17 protein-coding genes are annotated in these 18,710 nt (G+C 60.1%); 7 read left to right on the top strand and 10 right to left on the bottom strand.

Going from position 1 to position 18,710, the window contains the following annotated elements:
- Positions 1-151: 151 nt before the first annotated feature.
- The 9 genes from H1204_RS36385 to H1204_RS36425 form a co-directional block, all read right to left on the bottom strand.
- Entirely contained in the window at positions 152-2,308 is a 2,157-nt protein-coding gene (locus H1204_RS36385) for a transglycosylase domain-containing protein (RefSeq protein ID WP_243468995.1), read from the bottom strand.
- Positions 2,309-2,934: 626 nt separating this feature from the next.
- Positions 2,935-3,246: a hypothetical protein gene (locus H1204_RS36390; protein ID WP_180733550.1), complete on the bottom strand. Its 312-nt coding sequence runs from the start codon at positions 3,244-3,246 to the stop codon at positions 2,935-2,937.
- A 232-nt stretch (positions 3,247-3,478) separates the two neighbouring features.
- Entirely contained in the window at positions 3,479-4,492 is a 1,014-nt protein-coding gene (locus tag H1204_RS36395; protein WP_180733551.1) for a Gfo/Idh/MocA family oxidoreductase, read from the bottom strand.
- A 109-nt stretch (positions 4,493-4,601) separates the two neighbouring features.
- The gene (locus H1204_RS36400; protein ID WP_180733552.1) at positions 4,602-5,093 is read right to left on the bottom strand and encodes an NUDIX hydrolase; all 492 of its coding nucleotides are present in this window, start codon (positions 5,091-5,093) and stop codon (positions 4,602-4,604) included.
- A gap of 99 nt (positions 5,094-5,192) precedes the next feature.
- On the bottom strand, positions 5,193-5,801 hold the full coding sequence (locus H1204_RS36405) for a hypothetical protein (RefSeq protein WP_180733553.1): 609 nt from the start codon (positions 5,799-5,801) through the stop codon (positions 5,193-5,195).
- Positions 5,802-5,915: 114 nt separating this feature from the next.
- Positions 5,916-6,560: a hypothetical protein gene (locus H1204_RS36410; RefSeq protein ID WP_180733554.1), complete on the bottom strand. Its 645-nt coding sequence runs from the start codon at positions 6,558-6,560 to the stop codon at positions 5,916-5,918.
- A 475-nt stretch (positions 6,561-7,035) separates the two neighbouring features.
- Positions 7,036-7,632: a dihydrofolate reductase family protein gene (locus tag H1204_RS36415; RefSeq protein WP_180733555.1), complete on the bottom strand. Its 597-nt coding sequence runs from the start codon at positions 7,630-7,632 to the stop codon at positions 7,036-7,038.
- A 107-nt stretch (positions 7,633-7,739) separates the two neighbouring features.
- Positions 7,740-8,198 (bottom strand): cupin domain-containing protein, encoded by a 459-nt coding sequence (locus H1204_RS36420; RefSeq protein ID WP_180733556.1) that lies wholly within the window; start codon positions 8,196-8,198, stop codon positions 7,740-7,742.
- Between the two features lie 240 nt (positions 8,199-8,438).
- Entirely contained in the window at positions 8,439-10,421 is a 1,983-nt protein-coding gene (locus H1204_RS36425; RefSeq protein WP_180733557.1) for an SMP-30/gluconolactonase/LRE family protein, read from the bottom strand.
- A gap of 693 nt (positions 10,422-11,114) precedes the next feature.
- Here H1204_RS36425 and H1204_RS36430 point away from each other — a divergent pair.
- The 7 genes from H1204_RS36430 (at position 11,115) to H1204_RS36460 (ending at position 17,256) form a co-directional block, all read left to right on the top strand.
- The gene (locus H1204_RS36430) at positions 11,115-11,972 is read left to right on the top strand and encodes an enoyl-CoA hydratase/isomerase family protein (RefSeq protein ID WP_180733558.1); all 858 of its coding nucleotides are present in this window, start codon (positions 11,115-11,117) and stop codon (positions 11,970-11,972) included.
- 263 nt (positions 11,973-12,235) lie between these two features.
- Positions 12,236-12,682, top strand: a complete 447-nt coding sequence (locus tag H1204_RS36435) for an Ohr family peroxiredoxin (protein ID WP_180733559.1) — start codon at positions 12,236-12,238, stop codon at positions 12,680-12,682.
- 204 nt (positions 12,683-12,886) lie between these two features.
- Entirely contained in the window at positions 12,887-13,333 is a 447-nt protein-coding gene (locus tag H1204_RS36440; protein ID WP_180733560.1) for an OsmC family protein, read from the top strand.
- 146 nt (positions 13,334-13,479) lie between these two features.
- Positions 13,480-13,872: a VOC family protein gene (locus H1204_RS36445; RefSeq protein WP_180733561.1), complete on the top strand. Its 393-nt coding sequence runs from the start codon at positions 13,480-13,482 to the stop codon at positions 13,870-13,872.
- 199 nt (positions 13,873-14,071) lie between these two features.
- Entirely contained in the window at positions 14,072-14,533 is a 462-nt protein-coding gene (locus tag H1204_RS36450; protein ID WP_180733562.1) for a MarR family transcriptional regulator, read from the top strand.
- A gap of 44 nt (positions 14,534-14,577) precedes the next feature.
- On the top strand, positions 14,578-15,537 hold the full coding sequence (locus tag H1204_RS36455) for an AraC family transcriptional regulator (protein ID WP_180733563.1): 960 nt from the start codon (positions 14,578-14,580) through the stop codon (positions 15,535-15,537).
- Positions 15,538-16,527: 990 nt separating this feature from the next.
- The gene (locus H1204_RS36460) at positions 16,528-17,256 is read left to right on the top strand and encodes a phosphonate utilization associated transcriptional regulator (RefSeq protein ID WP_180733564.1); all 729 of its coding nucleotides are present in this window, start codon (positions 16,528-16,530) and stop codon (positions 17,254-17,256) included.
- Positions 17,257-17,279: 23 nt separating this feature from the next.
- Here the strand turns inward: H1204_RS36460 and H1204_RS36465 are convergent, their stop codons facing one another.
- On the bottom strand, positions 17,280-18,668 hold the full coding sequence (locus H1204_RS36465; RefSeq protein WP_180733565.1) for an FAD-dependent oxidoreductase: 1,389 nt from the start codon (positions 18,666-18,668) through the stop codon (positions 17,280-17,282).
- Positions 18,669-18,710 lie beyond the last annotated feature (42 nt).

Here is an 18,710-nt window from a genome sequence, read left to right on the forward strand (position 1 = left end):
CAAGCAACGCTGTGCGCCGCTAACACCACAACGACAATAGGCCGGGCGCACCCCGGCCTGTTCCATGAGCATCGCGCTAACCGCGAAGGGATCGGCAGTGGCACGCCACCAATTTTCGGAACGCGTTACGAAAGCGTCGCCGCCAACGACATCAGAATGGCCAGAACAGGAAGTGACGGTGACGTCGGGCGCGGACCACGCGAGGCGGGCGTGTTTCCGGGCCGAGTTGTGCACGGGGATCGATGACTCGCGCGCGCAGCGCCATGTCGTAAAACGCGCCCACCATCGGCAATGCACTGTGGGCACCCTCCCCCCAATAGTCGCTGCCAAGCGTCACACGTGCATCGTCGAAACCAACCCACGCGCCAGCGACCAGTTGCGGATGCATCAGGATGAACCAGCTATCGGTGTTGCCCTGCGTCGTGCCCGTCTTGCCGGCTACGTCGGCGTGAATCCCGAAGCGAGTTCGGATGTCCGAGCCGGTGCCGCGGTTGACGACGTCGCGCATCACGTCGACGAGCGTTTGCGCTGCGCTTGCCGGTAGCGCCACTTCTGGCGATGCGCTCGGGAATTCCGCGAGCACCTTCCCGTTGTGATCCTCGATGCGCGTGACCATGCGCGGTTCGACATAGGCACCGTGGTCTGCGATCGTGCAATACGCCGAGACCATTTCTTTCAGCGTGACGGGGCTTGTGCCCAGTGCGAGCGACGGCACCGCTTCGAGCGGACTCTCGCGCACCCCCATCGCGCGCGCGAGCCGCGCGACCTTCTCGGGGCCTTCCTTTTGTATAAGCTGGGCGGTGACGCGGTTGCGCGAATACGCAAGCGCGTCGCGCAGCGTCATGGGTCCGCCAGTGGGCGGTTCCGCGTCGGTCGGCCGCCAGATCGCATGTCCGCTTAGGGGAATCGCGACGTTCCGGTCGACGATCGTATCGCTCGGCCGCGCGCCGTCCGCAAAGGCCGCGCCGTAGACGAACGGCTTGAACGTCGAGCCCGGCTGGCGCCGCGCCTGCTGCACATGATCGAATGGCTCGTCGCCGAAATCGCGACTGCCCACCCATGCCTTGATATCTCCGTTGCGTGGATCGATCGCGACAAAGCCCGCCTGGATCTGCGCTTTGCTCCGGCACAGCGCGCGGACGAACGTGGGGTCCGTGGCGAGCTTCCTGAGCGCGGCCTGATCCGATTGACCCGCGTCGCGCGCGGCGCGGTAGTCGGGCGTCTGCCGGATGAAGGTCTGGAACAGGTCGTTGCCCGGCCAGCAGCCGGTGCGTTCGTTCCATGTGTCGTTCGCGATAGATTGCAACTGGTTCGTCTGCCAGTTCATCGCCTGCGTCGCCATTGCCTGCAGACGGGAATCGATGGTCGTGCGCACGACGAGCCCGTCGGCATAGATGTTGTAGCCGTTGCGATCGGCCCATCCGATCAGCCACTTACGCAATTGCACTGCAAAATGCGGTGCGGGTCCCGGCGACGCGGTCTGGAGTTCGAAATCGACGTTGAGCGGTTGACGCTTCAACCATTCATACTCGCCAGCCTTGAGCTTCCCGTACCGGTTCATCTGCCCGAGCACGGTGTTGCGCCGCTGCAATGCACGCTCGGGATTGAGCACAGGGTTGTAGGTGCTGTTGGCCTTCAGCATGCCGACGAGCGTCGCGCTTTCGAGGATGTCGAGCTGGGCTGCCGATTTGCTGAAATAGGTGCGCGCGGCCATTTCCACGCCGTATGCGTTATACAGAAACGGCACCGTGTTCAGGTACGTCTCGAGGATCTGGTCCTTGCTATAGACGGCTTCGATCTTGAACGCCGTGATGGCTTCCTTGAGCTTGCGCGTGAGGGTCGGCGCGCGGCCGATTTCGTCGGGATACAGATTGCGCGCGAGCTGCTGCGTGATCGTCGAGCCGCCTTGGCGGTCACCCGAGAACGTATGCAGCGCGGCCGACGCGGTGCGCTTCAAGTCGATGCCGTGATGCTCGTAGAAGCGACGGTCTTCCGTCGCGATCAACGCATCCACCATGTACGGCGAAATCTGCTTGAGCGACACCCATTCGCGATTGACCGGCTTGAAGTCCGCGAGCAGTTTGCCGTCGGCGGACACGATCAACGCCGGGCGGTCGACACGGACTTTGCTGATGTCACCGATGCCTGGTGTGAAAGGCACGAGCGTGAGCACGTACAGCAGGAACACCGCCGGCACCGCGCCGAGTGCCAGCGCGATACCGCGCCGCGTCGGATGACGCAGGCCTCGCAGCACGGCAATGAAGACGAGTCTGGCCTTCGTTCTGCCGGTAGCGGCCAGCGGTTGGATGCGGGCGAGCCACCTTGTGCAATGTTGATGAAACAAAGACCAATATCGACGATTCACGGTGACGGCGCGCAGGCGGAAAAGGCGCGATCGTACCAAAGCGCAAGGACGCTTTTGCCGTCAAAACAGGGTTGCCGCCTGCGCCATTAACAGACGATTACATTTGTTTCGAGTGGACGACGTTTGCTGCTGCGGCCCCGTTTTACGCCGGGCGGTTTGCGTGGGGTCGGGGCGCCGCCGCGTCCCTTTGCACTCGATCATGGCCCGCTCGCGGCGAGTGACCGCTTACTGAGCGCAGCTGGCGGGGCTCAAAATTGCCGCGATAACGCCAACGGCCCAAACCCATCTGATTGAGCTAGCGCGGATCGATACGTCGAATTGTGTGCCCCGCTTAGAGAACGCGGTTCAGAAATCAGCACTTTATAGACAAGTGGACTCGACGATTTACGCGCCACGGCGTGCAACCGCACGTGGCACTCGCGGCCCACAATGAACCGTGCAAGTCGGTCGTCGCAACCGGCGCCTGCCAGCCGCGAAACTATGGCGGCCGGCGCAGTCGCAGTTGCTCTTGCGCCCTTTACGATTCAAGCGCTTATTCGCTTGCGCTCACCTGCGCCGGGGTGTGATCCTTAATTGCTAGCCGGCGACTTGGTGGTCGGGGTTGCAAGTGTATTGTTGGTCTTGGGAGCCGGCGTCGAGCTGTTGTTCGGACCCTGCTGCATGCCCGAGTTCGGCGAGCCGACGCTCATGCCGCTGTCCGAACTGGTGGTGCCAGGCGTGCCGTAGCCGCTCGTCGAATCGTTCATCTGGTTTGTTGCCGGACTGGACGTGCTGCCATGGCTCGACGAGTTGCCAGTGCCACCCGCTGTCTGTGCATAAGCGCCGCCCGACAGCGCGAGCGCCGCGACGGCCGCGATTAGTGCGCTGGTTGCCTTGTTCATGATCCGTTCCTCCTTGATTGAACTGGAATATCGACGCAGACGATCACCGTCTGCTCGACCATGAATCGAGCAATCACTATGCCGCGCTCTTATCCGCACTAAAGCGATATGCGTCGCAGATCCAGGCCTGATGCGACCGGCAGCAATCGACCCAAAACGGTGAGACGGAGTAATGGGGTGCGACGCTCAGACACTGTCCACAGTACAGGCCATTAGCTACAGCGGATGCACCTCAACTTTCCAGAATGCTCTCCCACGCGCCCGATCGCGCCGAGCGGAATACGGCGTCGATCACTCGCATATTTGCGCGCGCATCTTCTAGCGGAATAGCCTGCTGGGTTCCACTCAATATCGCCTCCGCGAACGTGGCGGCTGCGACACCATATTGATCGCACGCCGGGAGTTCCAGCCAGCGATCAGTCCCGACACCAGCACCTGTGTTTTCACTCACTAACAGACGCGTCAGTCGATCGTTTGGTGCATTGAATGGAATCTCGACTTCGATCCGCCCCTTGGTCCCGTGAAATTGCATCCGCTGATACGGGTGGGTCTGAGTCGAGTAAAAGAAACTCGCCTGCACACCGTCGAAGTCCATCAGCACGGAGCCAAGCCGGTCCACGTCGAATACTGGGTCCTGCTCCATCAGGGCAACCACGCGCGTCGGCTCAGACCTGGTAACGAAGCGTGATGTTGTGATCGGGTAACAACCAATATCGAGCAGACCGCCGCCGCCCAGCCCGCTCTGGTTGCGGATATTGTCAGGGTTCGTGTTGTTATAGGTGAAGCCGCCCGTCACCGCTCGCAATTCGCCGATCGCACCTTCGTCGATCAAGGTCCGCACCTTCAGCCATTGTGGATGCGTGCGAACCATAAAGGCTTCCTGTATGTATCGGCCGGTGCGGTCGCGCGCAGCGATGAGCCGTTCAACCTGTTGCGCGTCCAGCCCGATCGGCTTCTCACACAGGACGTGCTTGCCCGCCTCGACGGATTTGATCGTCCATTCCACGTGGATGTGGTTGGGTAGCGGAATATAGACAGCGTCGATTTCCGGGTCCGCCAGGAGCGCCTCGTAACTGTCGTATGCAACACTCAAACCATATCTGGCAGCGGCTTCTTGAGCCTTCTCCGGAGATCGCGACGCGATGCCCTTCACCCGACACTTCGGTGCGTTGTGCATGGGCGGCACAACCTTGTCGTTGATCTTCGCGGCGCCCAGGATCCCCCAGACAACTTCATTCTTTGCCATGACATCCCCTTTTCCGATTGAGTCTCTGAAGAGAGCAGGTGAACAAGCGCGTGAGCCGGCAGGTCAATAAGCCCGCGAAGGACGAGAAGCGTCCTGTCACACCAGTGTACTAACCGCCGGCATTTCTTCTGCCGAGATACGCAACGACCGCCCCTGTCAGCGCGATGCCGTGCAACTCCTCTGGCGATGCCAGCTGCGCCGCGACGATCTCCCGATTATCGAGCCGCAACTCGGGCATGCGATCGAGGTGCAGTTCGAAGAAATGCACCCGGTCTCTTCGCCCCTCCCAACTACCGCAAACGCTGCCTGCGGGGCGTAATGCGTACGACGACAGGCCAATCTCCTCCTCCATTTCGCGCCGCGCCGCCGCATCAGGCGTCTCACCGGGATTGAGACTACCGCCGGGGAAATTCCACTCGGGACGGTACGATGACTTCACGAGCAACAGTGCCCGCCCGACGTAGATGGCTACTAGCGCGCCTTCATGACGAGGGCGTCGAAGCTGCCACCAGACGCGAGCGAATCGATATCCGAGGCGTAGCGCCATGCGCCAGACAAAGTCGATAAACATGGCCGGTCGCGCTCGCTCAAGGCTCGGCATTGAGTTCTCTCCTTTCGTTTCATGGCTAGAGGATCTTCCGGGGCGTCGCGTGAGTGCGGCTTCCGTCATTCAGCGTCTATCACACCCATTCCGGTTCGCTTAATCGAAGGCGCTGCCAGAACGAAGGCGAAAGCGCTGAATAACCATCAGCATGCAAATGCCAGCTGACGCCATGATGTTGACAACGGGATAAAAAGCGACTGCCACCGTCCATTGTCTCAAGGCCAGTATCGCAAGCGCATATTTGACAACGCACAAAACGAAATAGATGAGGCTTTCGCCCCAAGGATCGCGAACAGTCTTGCGGACCGTCGGACCGAGGCCCGCAAGCTCGATGAGCGTCACCAGACAGATCGAGAGGGTCGGCTCTTCAGTCAGCATCCAAAGCGGTATGGCTAGCAGGGCTGCCCCGAGAAACATCCAGTCGGATCGGGTCCAGCTTCTTTCACCCCGATAGATGCTCGCCACGAAAATCAGAATACATGTTACGGCGATCGCCGCCGTGCACCACGCGGAAGGGCCTGCACCCGCAACAAATTGACCAGCAGCAGCGATGGTCGTGACGATCGACCAGATCAACCACGTGAAAAGATGAGGACGAACGGCGCGCCTGAGAATCGCGAGCCCATAGGGAATGGCCGCCAGAAGCGATACAACCGAGCCGATAACTCCAAATATCGAAGCAGTATCGTGGTCAATGTTTACCATTGCGCTGATGTCCGTTCATGCACCCGGGAAGCCGGCATCATCACGCCGCCCCCTGCTTTTGTCTTAGCTGAACAGGGCGCAGCAGACGCCAGAACCGTGCCCCCACAAACCAGCTCAGTCCCGGACGTTGCGCTCGCAATCTTCCCAGTATCGAAGCGGGTCGTGATGCTCTGGATAGTGTGCCTTGAGCCATACCGACAGCCTGGTCCAATCTGGATGGTTGGTACCCGTTTGGGCAGACCAGATGGAAGACCTCTCCAGAATTTGTCCGTTCATGCGATCGCGGACAAGCACGCTACCTAATCCGCTCGAACTGTTGGTCTGCGATTCGACCAGATATCGCGGCAGAATCCTGAGCTCAGCATCCTCGGCCCAGCCGTATAAGGCTCGGACCACGCCGGATGAATCTCGTAGCTCTATGGGGCCGCTTTTCGGGCGAACGGCTGTCCATCCTTCGGGAAACTCGGTGACAACCTCGCTTTTGCCTTCCCTTACCCACTTCACGCGCCACGCCTTCACCAACGACTCGCGCATGCGAGATATCGACTCGTAGCCCGCGGGCAACTCGATCGCCTTCGGAAGTGAAATGAGGTTGTCTTTCCAGAGTTTGGACTCATCGTCCACGCGCTCGACCACGTCGAACGCCCCGGCTTCGAATGGGTTCTCAGGCCGGCTCGATGTTTTCACGTTCCCGGCAGGCAGTCCTTCGAAAAGGCGCTCAGCATCATGGCGCGTAAGTTTCGTCTTTCCTTTCTTCATTGGGTTTCTCTGCAGCAAGGTTGTCGCGGGCGGCTACGTCACGACAACGAAAATTGGGCGGCACGTCCGCTCGCGCGTCTGAACGTGCTTAGGTTCCTGGTCTGCGGTATCCGCTTGTTACCAGCTTCCGCGGAGGCAATGGCGCCGCGCGTGCCGCCACCCTGCCGCCAGATGTCGTGTGGATCGCTCCACACAATAGCTAAGGGGTGCGGATGAGAGATTATAGGCCGCTCGAACCCGAGGACGCCCTATGGGGCAGGCGGCAGCTTTCGGGGCAGAAACGTCATTATCCCTTGCCGCGCATTTGCGCACCGCATGCCGGCCTTCGGCGGAGCCGTTCGTCGTCTCGTTCGATCGGTAGCGCGGTGGTAACGAAATTCGATTAGCTATTGCCGGTTCCACGCGCGGACGTCGAATCCTGTTGAACCAACTTCCACACAACACCAGCGGCCAGTATCGGTGATCGAACGACGCCTCAAGCTGCGTCGCTGGATTTCTCGGTCTTCAACGGGCCGGTAACCCTGTAAGCGCAGAGGTTGACGCCGGAGGGAGTGGCCTTTGTGTTGACGAGTTCGAATGCGCACGGTGGGGTTCCCTTCGCAAAGAAGCGCTTCCCGGTACCCAACAGGACGGGATAGACGACCAGCAGGATTTCGTCCGCCAGCCCTTGTTCGAGCAGCGTCGATGTCAGCGTGGAGCTGCCCCACAGAATCAGGCCGGGGCCTGCCTGCGACTTGATGCGGCGAATGCCCTCGACAATGTCCGGTCCAAGCCACTCGCACGGACCCCATTCAAGACTTTCCGGACGGTGCGTCGCGACATATTTGGTTGCTGCATTCAAACCGTCCGCCATCGGACTGCTGGATGCCTTTGGCCAGAAGGCCGACCACATGTCGTAGGTGCGACGGCCAAGCAGCAGATCAAAGCGCCCCCCATGCTCGGCGAGGAGCGCATCCCTGCCAGCGGAGGTCCGATAAGGCACGGTCCAGTCAGCGTAAGGGAAATCGTCTTCTCCTGAGGCCTGGATCACGCCGTCCAACGAGATGTGCTCCATGATTTTTAGCTTTCTCATTGTGTCGCCCGAAATGTGGTCACGCTCACCATGAAGTCACGCCTGACTTTTGTCCGCTCCAATCTAGCCGGGGCCACGACAAAAAGCCGACGTCCAACACCCGGGTTTCATTGGGGTGTGGGTGGTGGTGGTGGCGCTGGCACCAGCCCGTACCTGGACATGACACCGATAAGCTTCGAGCGGTCGACCGGCCCGCCGGCATTTACGACTGTTCCGACATCACGAAAATACTGAGCACCTATGTCCGGCGTAAGGACGATCAGTGCGCGGGCCGTGCCATTGTGCGGGTTGCTGAAGTGATGAACCGATCCACGCGGGGTAAACATCCAGTCGCCCGGTACCAGGTCGCGGACTACCCCGTCGACCGAGTACCGAAGCATGCCCTCCAGCACGTAGACGCACTCTTCGTTACGCGTGTGGCTATGTGGCGGGGGGACTTGAGCGCCGGGAGCCACAGTCAATTCGAAAACACCCATCCCGCCCGTGGCGGTTCCGTCAATGAGGTACTGAATGCTCAATTGACCAATGTTGATGGGTTCGATCGGAGCCGCGCCGCCAGGTGTCATTTTCGAACTCCTTCGGATTAAGGATACTCGTCAGTCCGCCAGCCTTGCCGGTTGGTGCCGCTTGGTGCCGCTTTCCGCGCGTCCGCCGACCGAACAAAACGCAGTTCATCTCCGATTATGCGCCTCTCAAGAACGCATTTTGTCCGGGAGCGGCGACACGCCGCTATTGGCCCGATCTCAGCCCACTCACGCACCGATATATCGATCCGCCAGTTCGGTCGTGGCGGCCCGTGCGCATCGTCAATTCACGCTGAATGGTGAGACCATCATCGACTTCGTCGTACTCACGCCCGTCCCGCTCGACGCAGGCGGCGTCCAGCGATACAGCACAATGCTCGATTCGTTGTAGTTGTCCTTCGTGATTTCATATTCGCCGTTCGAACGCCGAAACGCCCGAAGTCCATACATCGAGTCGACGTCGTTGCCCACATCGACTGTGTTCGGATTGCTATTGACGAGCGTGATGTCGAGCTTCCCCGTCGTGAGGTTGAACGCATCGATATTCGGCACGGTATGGACGTAGCCCACAAAAAGATAGTTCCCGGCGGCCACAACCGATTTCGGATTGGCACTAGCAAGGTTGATCACCGGATTCGGCGCTGTCCTGTTGCCGGCCAGCCAGCCGTGATACACCTCGACACGCGATCCGATCGCGGTCCAGTCCGTGCTGCCGGTGATTCCGGTGAGAATCATCGTGTCGCTTTCGGGCAGATACATGATCCGCGTCAGTTGCCCGATCGTCGCCGGAATCGGAATCGTAATCGCGGCACCCCACAGCGGTTTGCCGTTCGCGTCGAAACCGTTCAGCGGATAGTGTGAAATCGCGTTGGTCTTGTCGAGGCCAGCCCAGATATCGCCCTTGCTATCCAGGCAGAAGCCATTGCGGACTTTTGCCGCCGCACCGAACGACGTTCCCGGCAGCGTGCTATCGGGAATCGCAATGTACCCGCTCGCCCGATTGAAATGGAAAAAGTAAAAGGTATCGGGATTCTGGCTCGCTGCGACGAGTATCCGGTGTCCGCCCACGCTGACGACCTGAGCGAAATGTTCGCCGCGTTCGTGGTCGGCGAGATTGATGCGCGGATCGGAGGGGTAGGTGAACGGATCGATTGTGTTGGCAACGTAGGCGCCTCCCGGGGTGCCCGCATAAATGTTCATACCGCCGTAGAAGATCGCCCCGTCGGTGGCTGGATCGGGTGCGGCGTTGCCTTCGAAGTTCACCGACTGGAGCTGCCAGCGCAGTACTCCCGTGCCATCGTATGCGTGGACGTCGGTGCCGCCGTTGCGCCCGAGATCCCACGATCCGCCCCACGGGTTGTTCAGGACATAGAGATTGCGCGCAGAATCCCTGCCAATGCCGGTCACGCGCGTGAACCGCCGGTCGCCGACTTGCCCCTTGATGCCGGTGACCGTATTGAGGAAGCCGCCTTGAACACCAAACGTACCGGCAACATACGGTGCGCTGGACACGTCATAGATCTTGATGTTCATGTCAGGCCCCTCGTCGCCGATCCATAACTGCCCGGTGAGCGAGTCAAAATACAGCGAAGAGGGTTGCGCTTTGGCTGGCAACTGGATGGTGTTACCGCGTTCGCCGGTTGGGCTGAACTGGATCACAGCACCCATGCTTTGTTGCGCGACCCAGATGTTGCCGCCCGCGTCCACCGCGAGCGCGCCCGGCCCTGCCACGGCGATATCGCGCAGCCAGACGCCCGACGTTGTAAACACTCGTACGCGGTTGCCTGGGAAATCGCTCGCGTAGAGCAGCGAGCCGGACGTCACGAGTCCGGTGACGACATCCGCGAGGTGTTCGGTGGTCGTGTCGCTGACCGTGATCAGCAGGTCGCGTGTGCGGCTTCCCCGGTTGTATCGGCCAACCTTGCCGCTTCCATACGTGGCGTTGAACTGCAGCGCAGCGAATAGCGACGTCGAGTTGCCGGTGATCGCACCGCCCTGAAACTCGCCGTGCGCCCCGATCGATCCGATGTTCCGTCCGTTCTGATAGATCGCGATACCGCCCTCGCCCTCGTCCCACATCGACGCGGTATAGATCACCCCTTCGGATGCCACCCACATCGAGCGAGCCACGTTGCCTACCCGAGTCGTCGCCGTGCCATGTGTGTTGGCCATCCAGCTGGTGGAGTATTGGGCTTCGCAAACAGACGCAGCCGCTACGTTCAGCATGACCGCGACTAACGCGGTACAGAGTTGTTTGAAAACCATGACGGATGTTTGTCCGATCGCGCGCCGGGCAGTACGGGCGTGCACAGTGCGGTGTTGCCAACCCTGGCAAACTTGCAGTCCGAACCCTCACGATTCGAGCCCGTACGTCGCGAAACGGGCGACGTTACGCGTCGAAGTGGTGTGGGATGTCGTACGGGTTAACGGCGAAGCGCGACGCGAGTTGAGTGATTTTCAACTGGACTGTGATGACGAGGCTACAGGCGGGGCCTTGCTTATGGTTGTCGGGGGGTGGCGCGCTCGGTATGTTTTGAGCGGCGTAACGACCACTTGATTGTTGCCGATGTGCGTGCTGTCGAAAGGGTTCCTGCGGGCGGAACTGGGTTGAACCAACGGTGCGCCAAGTTCGAAGCGTCTCTGCAGGTTTAGACGCGATAAGCAACTGACTCATGGGACGGCATCCGTCTCACCCGCATCGCGAATCTGGCCCATCAGCTCTGCTCGTATTCGAGGACTCGACGCGGCAACATCGAGATCGGCACGAACAGCATTACAGCGTGATTCGCCTGGGCACGTGCCCCTCACTGAACATCTCTTAGAGAATTCTCGTCGCGAAGACTAAGCTCATCGTTGCACCGCTCGCTCGTCGAAAGCGTCTGCGGACGTGCGCGCCGCCAGGGCGTTCGATCGCCCTGAACACATCATTGGTCTACCAATCGCCTTTGGAGAAGCACCATGCCCGACTCTTTGCAATTCGACATCGACCGCAGCTATCCGGGCCGCTGGACAATCACCTTTTGCAATCCGCCGATCAATATGTTTGTTCCTGCGACGATCGTCGAATTGGGAACACTATTGACCGATCTTGAGACGGACCCGTCCGTGAAGGTCGTAGTGTTCCAGTCGGCGAACCCCGATTTTTTCGTCGCCCATCTTGACGTAGCCAAAGCAGCCGAACAGCCAGAGGTGCTGGGCCTTTGGCGCGACGTCGTACTGCGCCTCTCGTCCGCGCCAGTCGTGAGCATCGCCAAGATTCGCGGCCGCACGCGCGGTATCGGTAACGAGTTCGTGCTGGCCTGCGACATGCGTTTCGCCAGCAGGCAGGGTGCCCTATTCGGTAACCCCGAGGTCGGTGTCGGCCTGCTTCCAGGAGGTGGAGCGCTGGAATGGCTGCCGCGCGTGGTCGGCCGCTCGCGGGCACTTGAGATTGTCCTCAGCGCCGACGACTTCGATGCCGATGTCGCCGAACGCTATGGCTGGGTGAACCGCACGCTGGATGATGACGACCTCGATTCCTTTGTCGATGCGCTTGTCGGGCGTCTCGCCTCATTCGACCGCGAAACACTCGGCGCGGCGAAAGCCCAGGTCAACCGGTTTGGGACGCCGACGGCTGCCGAACTCCAGTCGAGCATCGACCTGTTCTTCCCAGCCTTGGCCTCGCCAGGTGGACAAGCACGCCGCGCCAAGCTCCGTAGCCTGGCCTACGGAGTTCCGAGCGACTTCGAAATGAACTTCGGCAAGTACCTGCCTACGCTAGGGCGGGTGGGCGACGATGACACGGCCCCTCCGCTCGCTGGAACCCCAAAGGGCTGAACATCCTGGTGCAGTTCGAGCGGCGCCCGCTGACGCGGCGCGCCGCAGCAGTTCATGTAAATGCATGGCGGTGCCGGGTAGACAGGTCGAGCGGTACCGATCGCGAATGAGGCAGGTTATGCCGTCGGCAATTCGTCGAGCCCTGATACCGTCAGTCGCGGATTGAGCCTTTCGAGCACGCCTTCGAGCCATTCGCGACTCGGCGAGCGCAACACCTCAATTTAAAGTGGCGTCTCCCATCCACGCATCGAAAGGAATCCAACATGACCACGATCGATAAAGTCCTCTTCTCGGGCAATAGCCACGCTACCGTCAATCACGACCCCAATATCCAACGTGGTGAGCATGGCGTCCTCAACCTCGACTTGTCTGCTGATGGCGATGAAGGCCACCAGTTCGTCGGCACGGAGTTGCACCCGCGGGCCGAACAACTGTTTTCGGGCGCGTGGTCGGCCTGTTACATCAGCGCGTTCGAGATTGCCGCCTCGATGAAGAAGGTCAACCTGCCTTCGGACTATTCCGTCGACATCCAGGTCAGCATTGGCTCGATCGGTAACGGGTTTTGCCTCGCCGCGCAGTTCACCGTCCGCGCACCAGGTCTGGCATCGGAAACCATCGAATCGATTGCACTTCTCGCTCATCAGATCTGCCCCTACTCGAAGGCTGTTCACGGCAACATCGAGGTCGGCCTCAACGTGGTCACGGCGTAATCGGACAACGCACGCGCATCTCAGGCATTACATTGTGAAAACAGTGGACCAGCACAGAGCTTTCGTTCCTGTGTATTGCATCGCGCTTGCAACTTACCTGGATTGGCCTTGCAGTTTCATTTTTTGCTTTCATATAACTCGCACGCGATCATATCGTTAGCGAGTTAAATGATTCTGATATTCGTAGTTATGAAGGAAACCATCATGGAAAAGATCGAGAAAGTCCTCGCTTTCGGTAACACTCACACCACGGTCAATCGAAATGCTGATCGCCAGCGGGGCGAGTTTGGCGTCTATGACCTCACACTGACAGCCCCCGGCGTTGAGAACCTCGAATTCATCGCAACTGAGCCGCACCCGCGAGCCGAGCAGCTCTTTGCTGGTGCCTGGTCGGCCTGTTACACCACCGTGTTCGGGATGGCAGCCCAGCTAAAGAAAGTAACGCTGCCGCGCGATTATTCGGTCGACATCAAGGTAAATATCGGGCAGACCGGTCCCGCGTGGTTCCTCGGCGCCCAGTTCACTGTACGCGTGCCGGGCCTCGAACAGAAAGTCGTGGAGTCAATCGCCCACCTTGCCCATCAGATCTGCCCGTACTCGAAGGCGGTGCGCGGCAACATTGAGGTCGTCACGAACGTCGTAACCGCGTAACCGGACGAGGGGCGCAATGCCCTCTTCACATACCGCTTGACGGTAATTCCCTCGCCAGCGGGGCCGCCGCGCCTTGTCACTCTTCGTGCGCGTCGGCCACAGCATCGGATGAGGTGTTGCCTACTTTATTCAGCAGGACGGAAACCATGTTTAGTCACGTAGTGGTCGGCACCAACGACCTGAAGACAGCAAAACGCTTTTACGATGCGCTGCTCGGCCCGATCGGTTATGGCGAAGGCCTAAGCGATGACAACGATCAGCGTCGGCGCTACGTTTATCGCGCCGAGACGTCGCTTTTCATCATCACCCAGCCGATCAACGGTCAGCCCGCCACTTCCGCCAACGGTGGAACCATCGGTTTTACCTGCCAGTCGTCCGAACAGGTAGACCAGTGGCATGCTGCGGGAATCGCCAATGGCGGAACTTCGGCTGAAGCTCCACCCGGGGTTCGTGAGACCGCATACGGCAACCTCTATCTCGCCTATCTGCGCGATCCAGACGGCAACAAGCTTGGCGCTCTGTATCGCGAGCCTCATTGAAGCGAACGATAGGGCATACAGCGAATGCTCAACCAATGGTGCCCCAGCGTAGAAAGCTCGGGGGCGCCGCAAGACCTCTACGCGACGTGGGATCACCGGTCGCACTCGAAGTGTTTGCGCCCTCGCGGTTTATTATTTTTCGTCGGTTGATCTTTCGTAAATCTTGCGAAACGTCAGGCACGGGTTCGAGAGGAAACAGATGAAATCCCCTGATCAACTGGCACGAGCAAGTCTCAGGCTTTCCGATTACCTGTGCTTTGCGGTCTACTCCGCGAACCTGGCGTTTGGCAAGGCATACAAGCCGATACTCAATAAGCTTGGGATTACTTACACGCAATACATCACACTCGTTGCGCTGTGGGAGACAGATAATCAGACCGTCGGCGTACTGGGCGAACGGCTTTTTCTTGAATCGAACACGCTTACGCCGATCTTGAAGAAGCTCCAGAGGATGGGCTACCTGGAAAGGCAGCGTGACCCTGAAGACGAGCGTCAGGTGCGAATCCTCCTGACAAAAAGCGGGCGATACTTGTGCGAAAAGGCCCTGACGATGAATCTCTCACAGTTGGCGGACCTGGCACCGGCCAAGTTCGCAAATGCACAAAAGGCTGTCGTGGCGCTGCGCAATGAGCTCGTTGCGCTTGTCAAACACAGCAACTGAGTGCGGGATGGTCGTCTTACAGAGATCAAACAAGGAGGTCCGATATGCAAGATCAGACCGACTGGCTCACCCGTTTCATGGAACTCGTGACCATCACGGGGAAAGTGGAAGTTCGCTGTGCAATGCGAATGCCGTGGGCAATCGAATACGCCCAGGCCGGAGCGCAAGAAATGCCGTACCACGTCGTACTGACGGGCACGGCCGTATTCGAGAACCGGGAAAGCGGCTCAACCTGCGAACTGCGGCCAGGCGACATCGCTTTGCTGCCGCACGGTTCGGCGCACGCGTTACATGACGGCAGCGGCGGCGCACCGGCACCGACCAGGGTTCGCACGTCGGGCAGTCTCCTTATCAACGAAAGTAGCGGCGACGGCGAGGCATTCGATATGTTGTGCGGGCGGTTTGTCGTCGCGCCGCCTCATGACCGGTTGATCCGGAGCTACCTGCCAATGGAACTCGTGGTTAGCACCGAAGATATCGGCATCGCCACACAAAGTCTGCCGCAAGCCGAACGCCTGAGCCGACTGGTCGCGCTGATGCGCGCTGAAGCGATGGACAACGAAGTGGGCAGCGGCGCCGTGCTAAACGCCCTTTCGTCTGCGCTGTTTGCGTTGACGCTACGGGCAGCGGGCGAGGCGGGTCAAGGGCGCACCGGGGTGCTGGCGCTTGCCGCCCACCCAAGGCTCGCAGCGGCCGCCGCTGCCATGTTCAGCGAGCCAGCCCGGGCATGGACGCTTCCTGAACTGGCGGGACTTTGCAGCATGTCTAGCGCCACGTTCAAGCGGCATTTCCAGGCCAGTCTGGGCCGTTCCGCGATGGATCTGCTAACCGATATACGGATGAGCGCAGCAGCAAATGCCCTGCGAAAATCCACTTCGTCCACCGAGGCGGTCGCCGATCTGGTCGGATACCAGTCGGTGTCCGCCTTTCGACGGGTATTCACTGAGCGGATGGGCGTGACGCCCGGCGACTGGCGGCAACTTCACCGCGCAAGCGCGGAATAACAGCGAGCGTGCCAATGGCCAATTGAAGCGGAGCCGCCGCTACACATCCCGGCTTCTAAGCGGGAATGTCGCGTCTCAGATCAGGATCTGCTTGTCGAACGAAATCGGGGCCTCCGTTGGTGCCGTGCAGGAAGTAGTCAACTAGTCTGAGAACTGCTGTACTGAGGGGTGGCGTCCATCGACGAGGTGCATCAAACCGCTGCCGCACCCAACGCCGTGGCGAACGAGACGGGTTTCTTGCCCGCTTCGCATAAAACGCTTCATCGGATTGTCCAACACCTCCAACGTATCCGGCTTCAATTAGCTGGGTACCTGACTATCCTCGGCAACATGGCGCTCGCCCACCCGGTCCTTGCCGAACGACCCTATATCCCGCGCTCGCATATGCTGAATTAACAGCGCGCACCTATGCTTTTATAAATTCGTTACACGGCAAGTAAGAAAATTTCAAGCCTAAAGAAAGCGAGGTTGTGCATGCTTCGGTTGAGATTTCGTCAATACACAAGTACGGCAGAAACTGTCGCGGCAACGCCCGTGGACAGAAGCATCATCGCGGGCCGTCAAATCCAGCACCGCTGGTGCGTCGGAACAGCAATCGCCGCTGGCGTTCTAGGGTTGCTGGCGATCAGCCTGGGCTTTGCTACGTTCGGAATCTCCGTCTATATCGCTGCGATTTTGCCGTTCGCGTTCTTTTCGTAGACGGTTGACGCAAGCGCTTGCAGGAATGCGCCAGGTGGTCGGGGGCGGCAACCGCACGAAGTGCATGAATCGTGCATACACCGAACGTGTTTCTGCGAGCGCTTGCGACAGCGTTGCGCTACTTGCGATGAGCGCGTCTCGATCGTGCCGGATCTCCCGAATCCCTCGCCATTGGACTGAAACGTGTTGGACTCGCACTGGGACCCAACGGTTACTGTTGACAATAAACAAAATGCGCCGCAATGTTTGCGCAGATGATATGTAACCGCCGACACTCCGGGATCGATCTCCATGACCGACAACAACAACCTGCCCGATGCCTTCGAACTTCTGCGTCGACAATCCCTCGCGATGCTCGTGCAGGAAAGTCTTCACCGCAGCATTCTGTCGGGCGAGTTCGCGCCCGGCGAAAAGCTCAACGAAGTCGAAATCGCCACACGCCTGGGCGTGTCGCGTGGCCCCGTGCGCGAAGCCTTCCGCGCGCTGGAGGCGTCCGGGCTACTGAAGACCGAAAAGAACCGAGGCGTGATCGTACGTGTCGTGTCGCTGCGGGAAGCGGAAGAAATTTACGAAGTACGCGCGATGCTCGACGAATCGGTCGTCCGGAAGCTCGCAAATAACATGCGGCCGGAAACGCTCACCACGTTGAAGGGCATCATCACGGCGATGAAAACGGCGAAGAAAACACGCGATCTCGCGCGCTACACAGAGCTGAATGTCCAGTTGCACGGTGCGATGGTCGAAGGCGTCGGCAATCAGCATCTTATCGCGACGTATCGCCAGCTCGTGCTGCAACTCGGCTTGTTGCGCCAGGCGGCGATCGAAACGGATCAAAGCGCGTTGAGCGAATCCGTCGTCGAGCACGAGAAGATCGTCAACGCGCTCGCAAGCGGCGATGAAGACCGCGCGGTCGCGCTCGTGCGCGAGCATGTCGCGCACGGTATCGCCAGGATGCGGCGCGCGCATGAGCGCTGGATCGAGGCCGCGCGTTCTAACGGGGCATCCGTCGCAGAGGCGTAGAGAGTACAGCCGACTACGCCTGACTACGCTTTGTCCGATTTGCCCGCCGCGCTCGCAAACCGGCTCAGCCACCGGTCAACCAGCCACGGCTGCCTGTCCTCGTCCTCGGCGCGCTCCTTGCGGCGAATCGCATTGCGCACGGTGATCGAACCGACATACCGTACCGGCTCCGGCGGAAAGTGACCCAACGGTCCACGCGTCAACGGGCTGCGTGTCCACGCGTTGTCGAGTCCCAACACCAGCGAAGACAGAATCTGTCCGCCCATGTAAGTCGGTCCCACGCCGTTGCCCGAATAGCCGAAACCATAGAACACATTGGGTGCGTCGTCGAGTCTGCCGAAGAACGGAAAGCCCGTCACCGACCGATCCGAAGGACCGTTCCAGCTCGCTGTCACTGGCACCTCGCGCAACGCGGGAAAGAATGCATGCAGGCCGCGTGTCAGCTCGGCTTCATACTGCGAGCGCTGATCGAATACGGGCGCAATCCGGCCGCGCCACGCAAACGTGTTGCCGCCCTTGCCCAGCATCAGTCGCCCGTCGGGCGTGCTGCGGTAGTAGTAGACGAAGATGCGCGAATCGAGCACCGATACGCCGTCCATCAGGCCGCTGCGCGCCAGCAGTTCGGGGCACTTCTCCGTGACGATCATGTCGCTGGAGACGATTGCGAGCGTGCGTTCGAATTGCCTGAAGCGGCTCGCCATCCAGGCATTGATGGCGAGCACGAGCTTGCCGGCCGTTACGCTTCCCGACGGCGTGCGTACCGTCACGCGCTCACCGCCTGAAAAGTCGAGCATCGGCGTGCGTTCGTAGATGCGTATGCCCATTTCGAGCGCGACCCGCCGCAAGCCGCGCACGAGCTTGCCGGGATGCACCGTCGCCGCCGTAGGCGAAAACACGCCGCCCAGATTGCGCGCCGAGCCGGAACGCCGCGCCACCTCATCGGGTGAAACGTCATGATAGGAATGGATGCCGTGATCGCGCAGCGCGGCGATGACGGGGTCCAGTGCGCCCATCTGCGCGCGCGAAGTCGCCGTATAGAGCGTGCCGTCCATGCGCAGTTCGGCATCGATACGATGCGCCGCGCAGAAATCGCGGATGCGGTGAACGGCTTCTTCGGATGCCTTGACCAGCCGCAGCGCTTCCGCTTCGCCGAACAGGCGGCGCAACGTGAAGAACTTCGTGGACCACGTCAGCATGCAGCCGCCGTTGCGGCCGCTCGCGCCCGCGCCGCAAAGATCGCTTTCGACGATCACGATATCGATGTCGGGCTTGAGCAGCTTCGCCTGAATGGCTGTCCACAGTCCCGTATAGCCGCCACCGACGATACACACATCGGCCGTAGTCGCGCCTTGCAAGGCAGGTGACAATTCACCATCGGAGAAAAGCGCCTGTTCGATCCAGAAGGGTCGCATGTTTGCTCGCAGAATTGGTTTGCCGAAAGCCGCGGCGATGAT

Origin of the sequence: Paraburkholderia sp. PGU19 (assembly GCF_013426915.1) — a bacterium.
Lineage (GTDB): Bacteria > Pseudomonadota > Gammaproteobacteria > Burkholderiales > Burkholderiaceae > Paraburkholderia.

Bases quoted from the DNA above. Each gene is read 5' to 3' on its own strand.
- H1204_RS36390 (WP_180733550.1), bottom strand. From the start codon at position 3,246: ATGAACAAGGCAACCAGCGCACTAATCGCGGCCGTCGCGGCGCTCGCG.
- H1204_RS36395 (WP_180733551.1), bottom strand. From the start codon at position 4,492: ATGGCAAAGAATGAAGTTGTCTGGGGGATCCTGGGCGCCGCGAAGATC.
- H1204_RS36400 (WP_180733552.1), bottom strand. From the start codon at position 5,093: ATGCCGAGCCTTGAGCGAGCGCGACCGGCCATGTTTATCGACTTTGTC.
- H1204_RS36405 (WP_180733553.1), bottom strand. From the start codon at position 5,801: ATGGTAAACATTGACCACGATACTGCTTCGATATTTGGAGTTATCGGC.
- H1204_RS36410 (WP_180733554.1), bottom strand. From the start codon at position 6,560: ATGAAGAAAGGAAAGACGAAACTTACGCGCCATGATGCTGAGCGCCTT.
- H1204_RS36415 (WP_180733555.1), bottom strand. From the start codon at position 7,632: ATGAGAAAGCTAAAAATCATGGAGCACATCTCGTTGGACGGCGTGATC.
- H1204_RS36420 (WP_180733556.1), bottom strand. From the start codon at position 8,198: ATGACACCTGGCGGCGCGGCTCCGATCGAACCCATCAACATTGGTCAA.
- H1204_RS36425 (WP_180733557.1), bottom strand. From the start codon at position 10,421: ATGGTTTTCAAACAACTCTGTACCGCGTTAGTCGCGGTCATGCTGAAC.
- H1204_RS36430 (WP_180733558.1), top strand. From the start codon at position 11,115: ATGCCCGACTCTTTGCAATTCGACATCGACCGCAGCTATCCGGGCCGC.
- H1204_RS36435 (WP_180733559.1), top strand. From the start codon at position 12,236: ATGACCACGATCGATAAAGTCCTCTTCTCGGGCAATAGCCACGCTACC.
- H1204_RS36440 (WP_180733560.1), top strand. From the start codon at position 12,887: ATGGAAAAGATCGAGAAAGTCCTCGCTTTCGGTAACACTCACACCACG.
- H1204_RS36445 (WP_180733561.1), top strand. From the start codon at position 13,480: ATGTTTAGTCACGTAGTGGTCGGCACCAACGACCTGAAGACAGCAAAA.
- H1204_RS36450 (WP_180733562.1), top strand. From the start codon at position 14,072: ATGAAATCCCCTGATCAACTGGCACGAGCAAGTCTCAGGCTTTCCGAT.
- H1204_RS36455 (WP_180733563.1), top strand. From the start codon at position 14,578: ATGCAAGATCAGACCGACTGGCTCACCCGTTTCATGGAACTCGTGACC.
- H1204_RS36460 (WP_180733564.1), top strand. From the start codon at position 16,528: ATGACCGACAACAACAACCTGCCCGATGCCTTCGAACTTCTGCGTCGA.
- H1204_RS36465 (WP_180733565.1), bottom strand. From the start codon at position 18,668: ATGCGACCCTTCTGGATCGAACAGGCGCTTTTCTCCGATGGTGAATTG.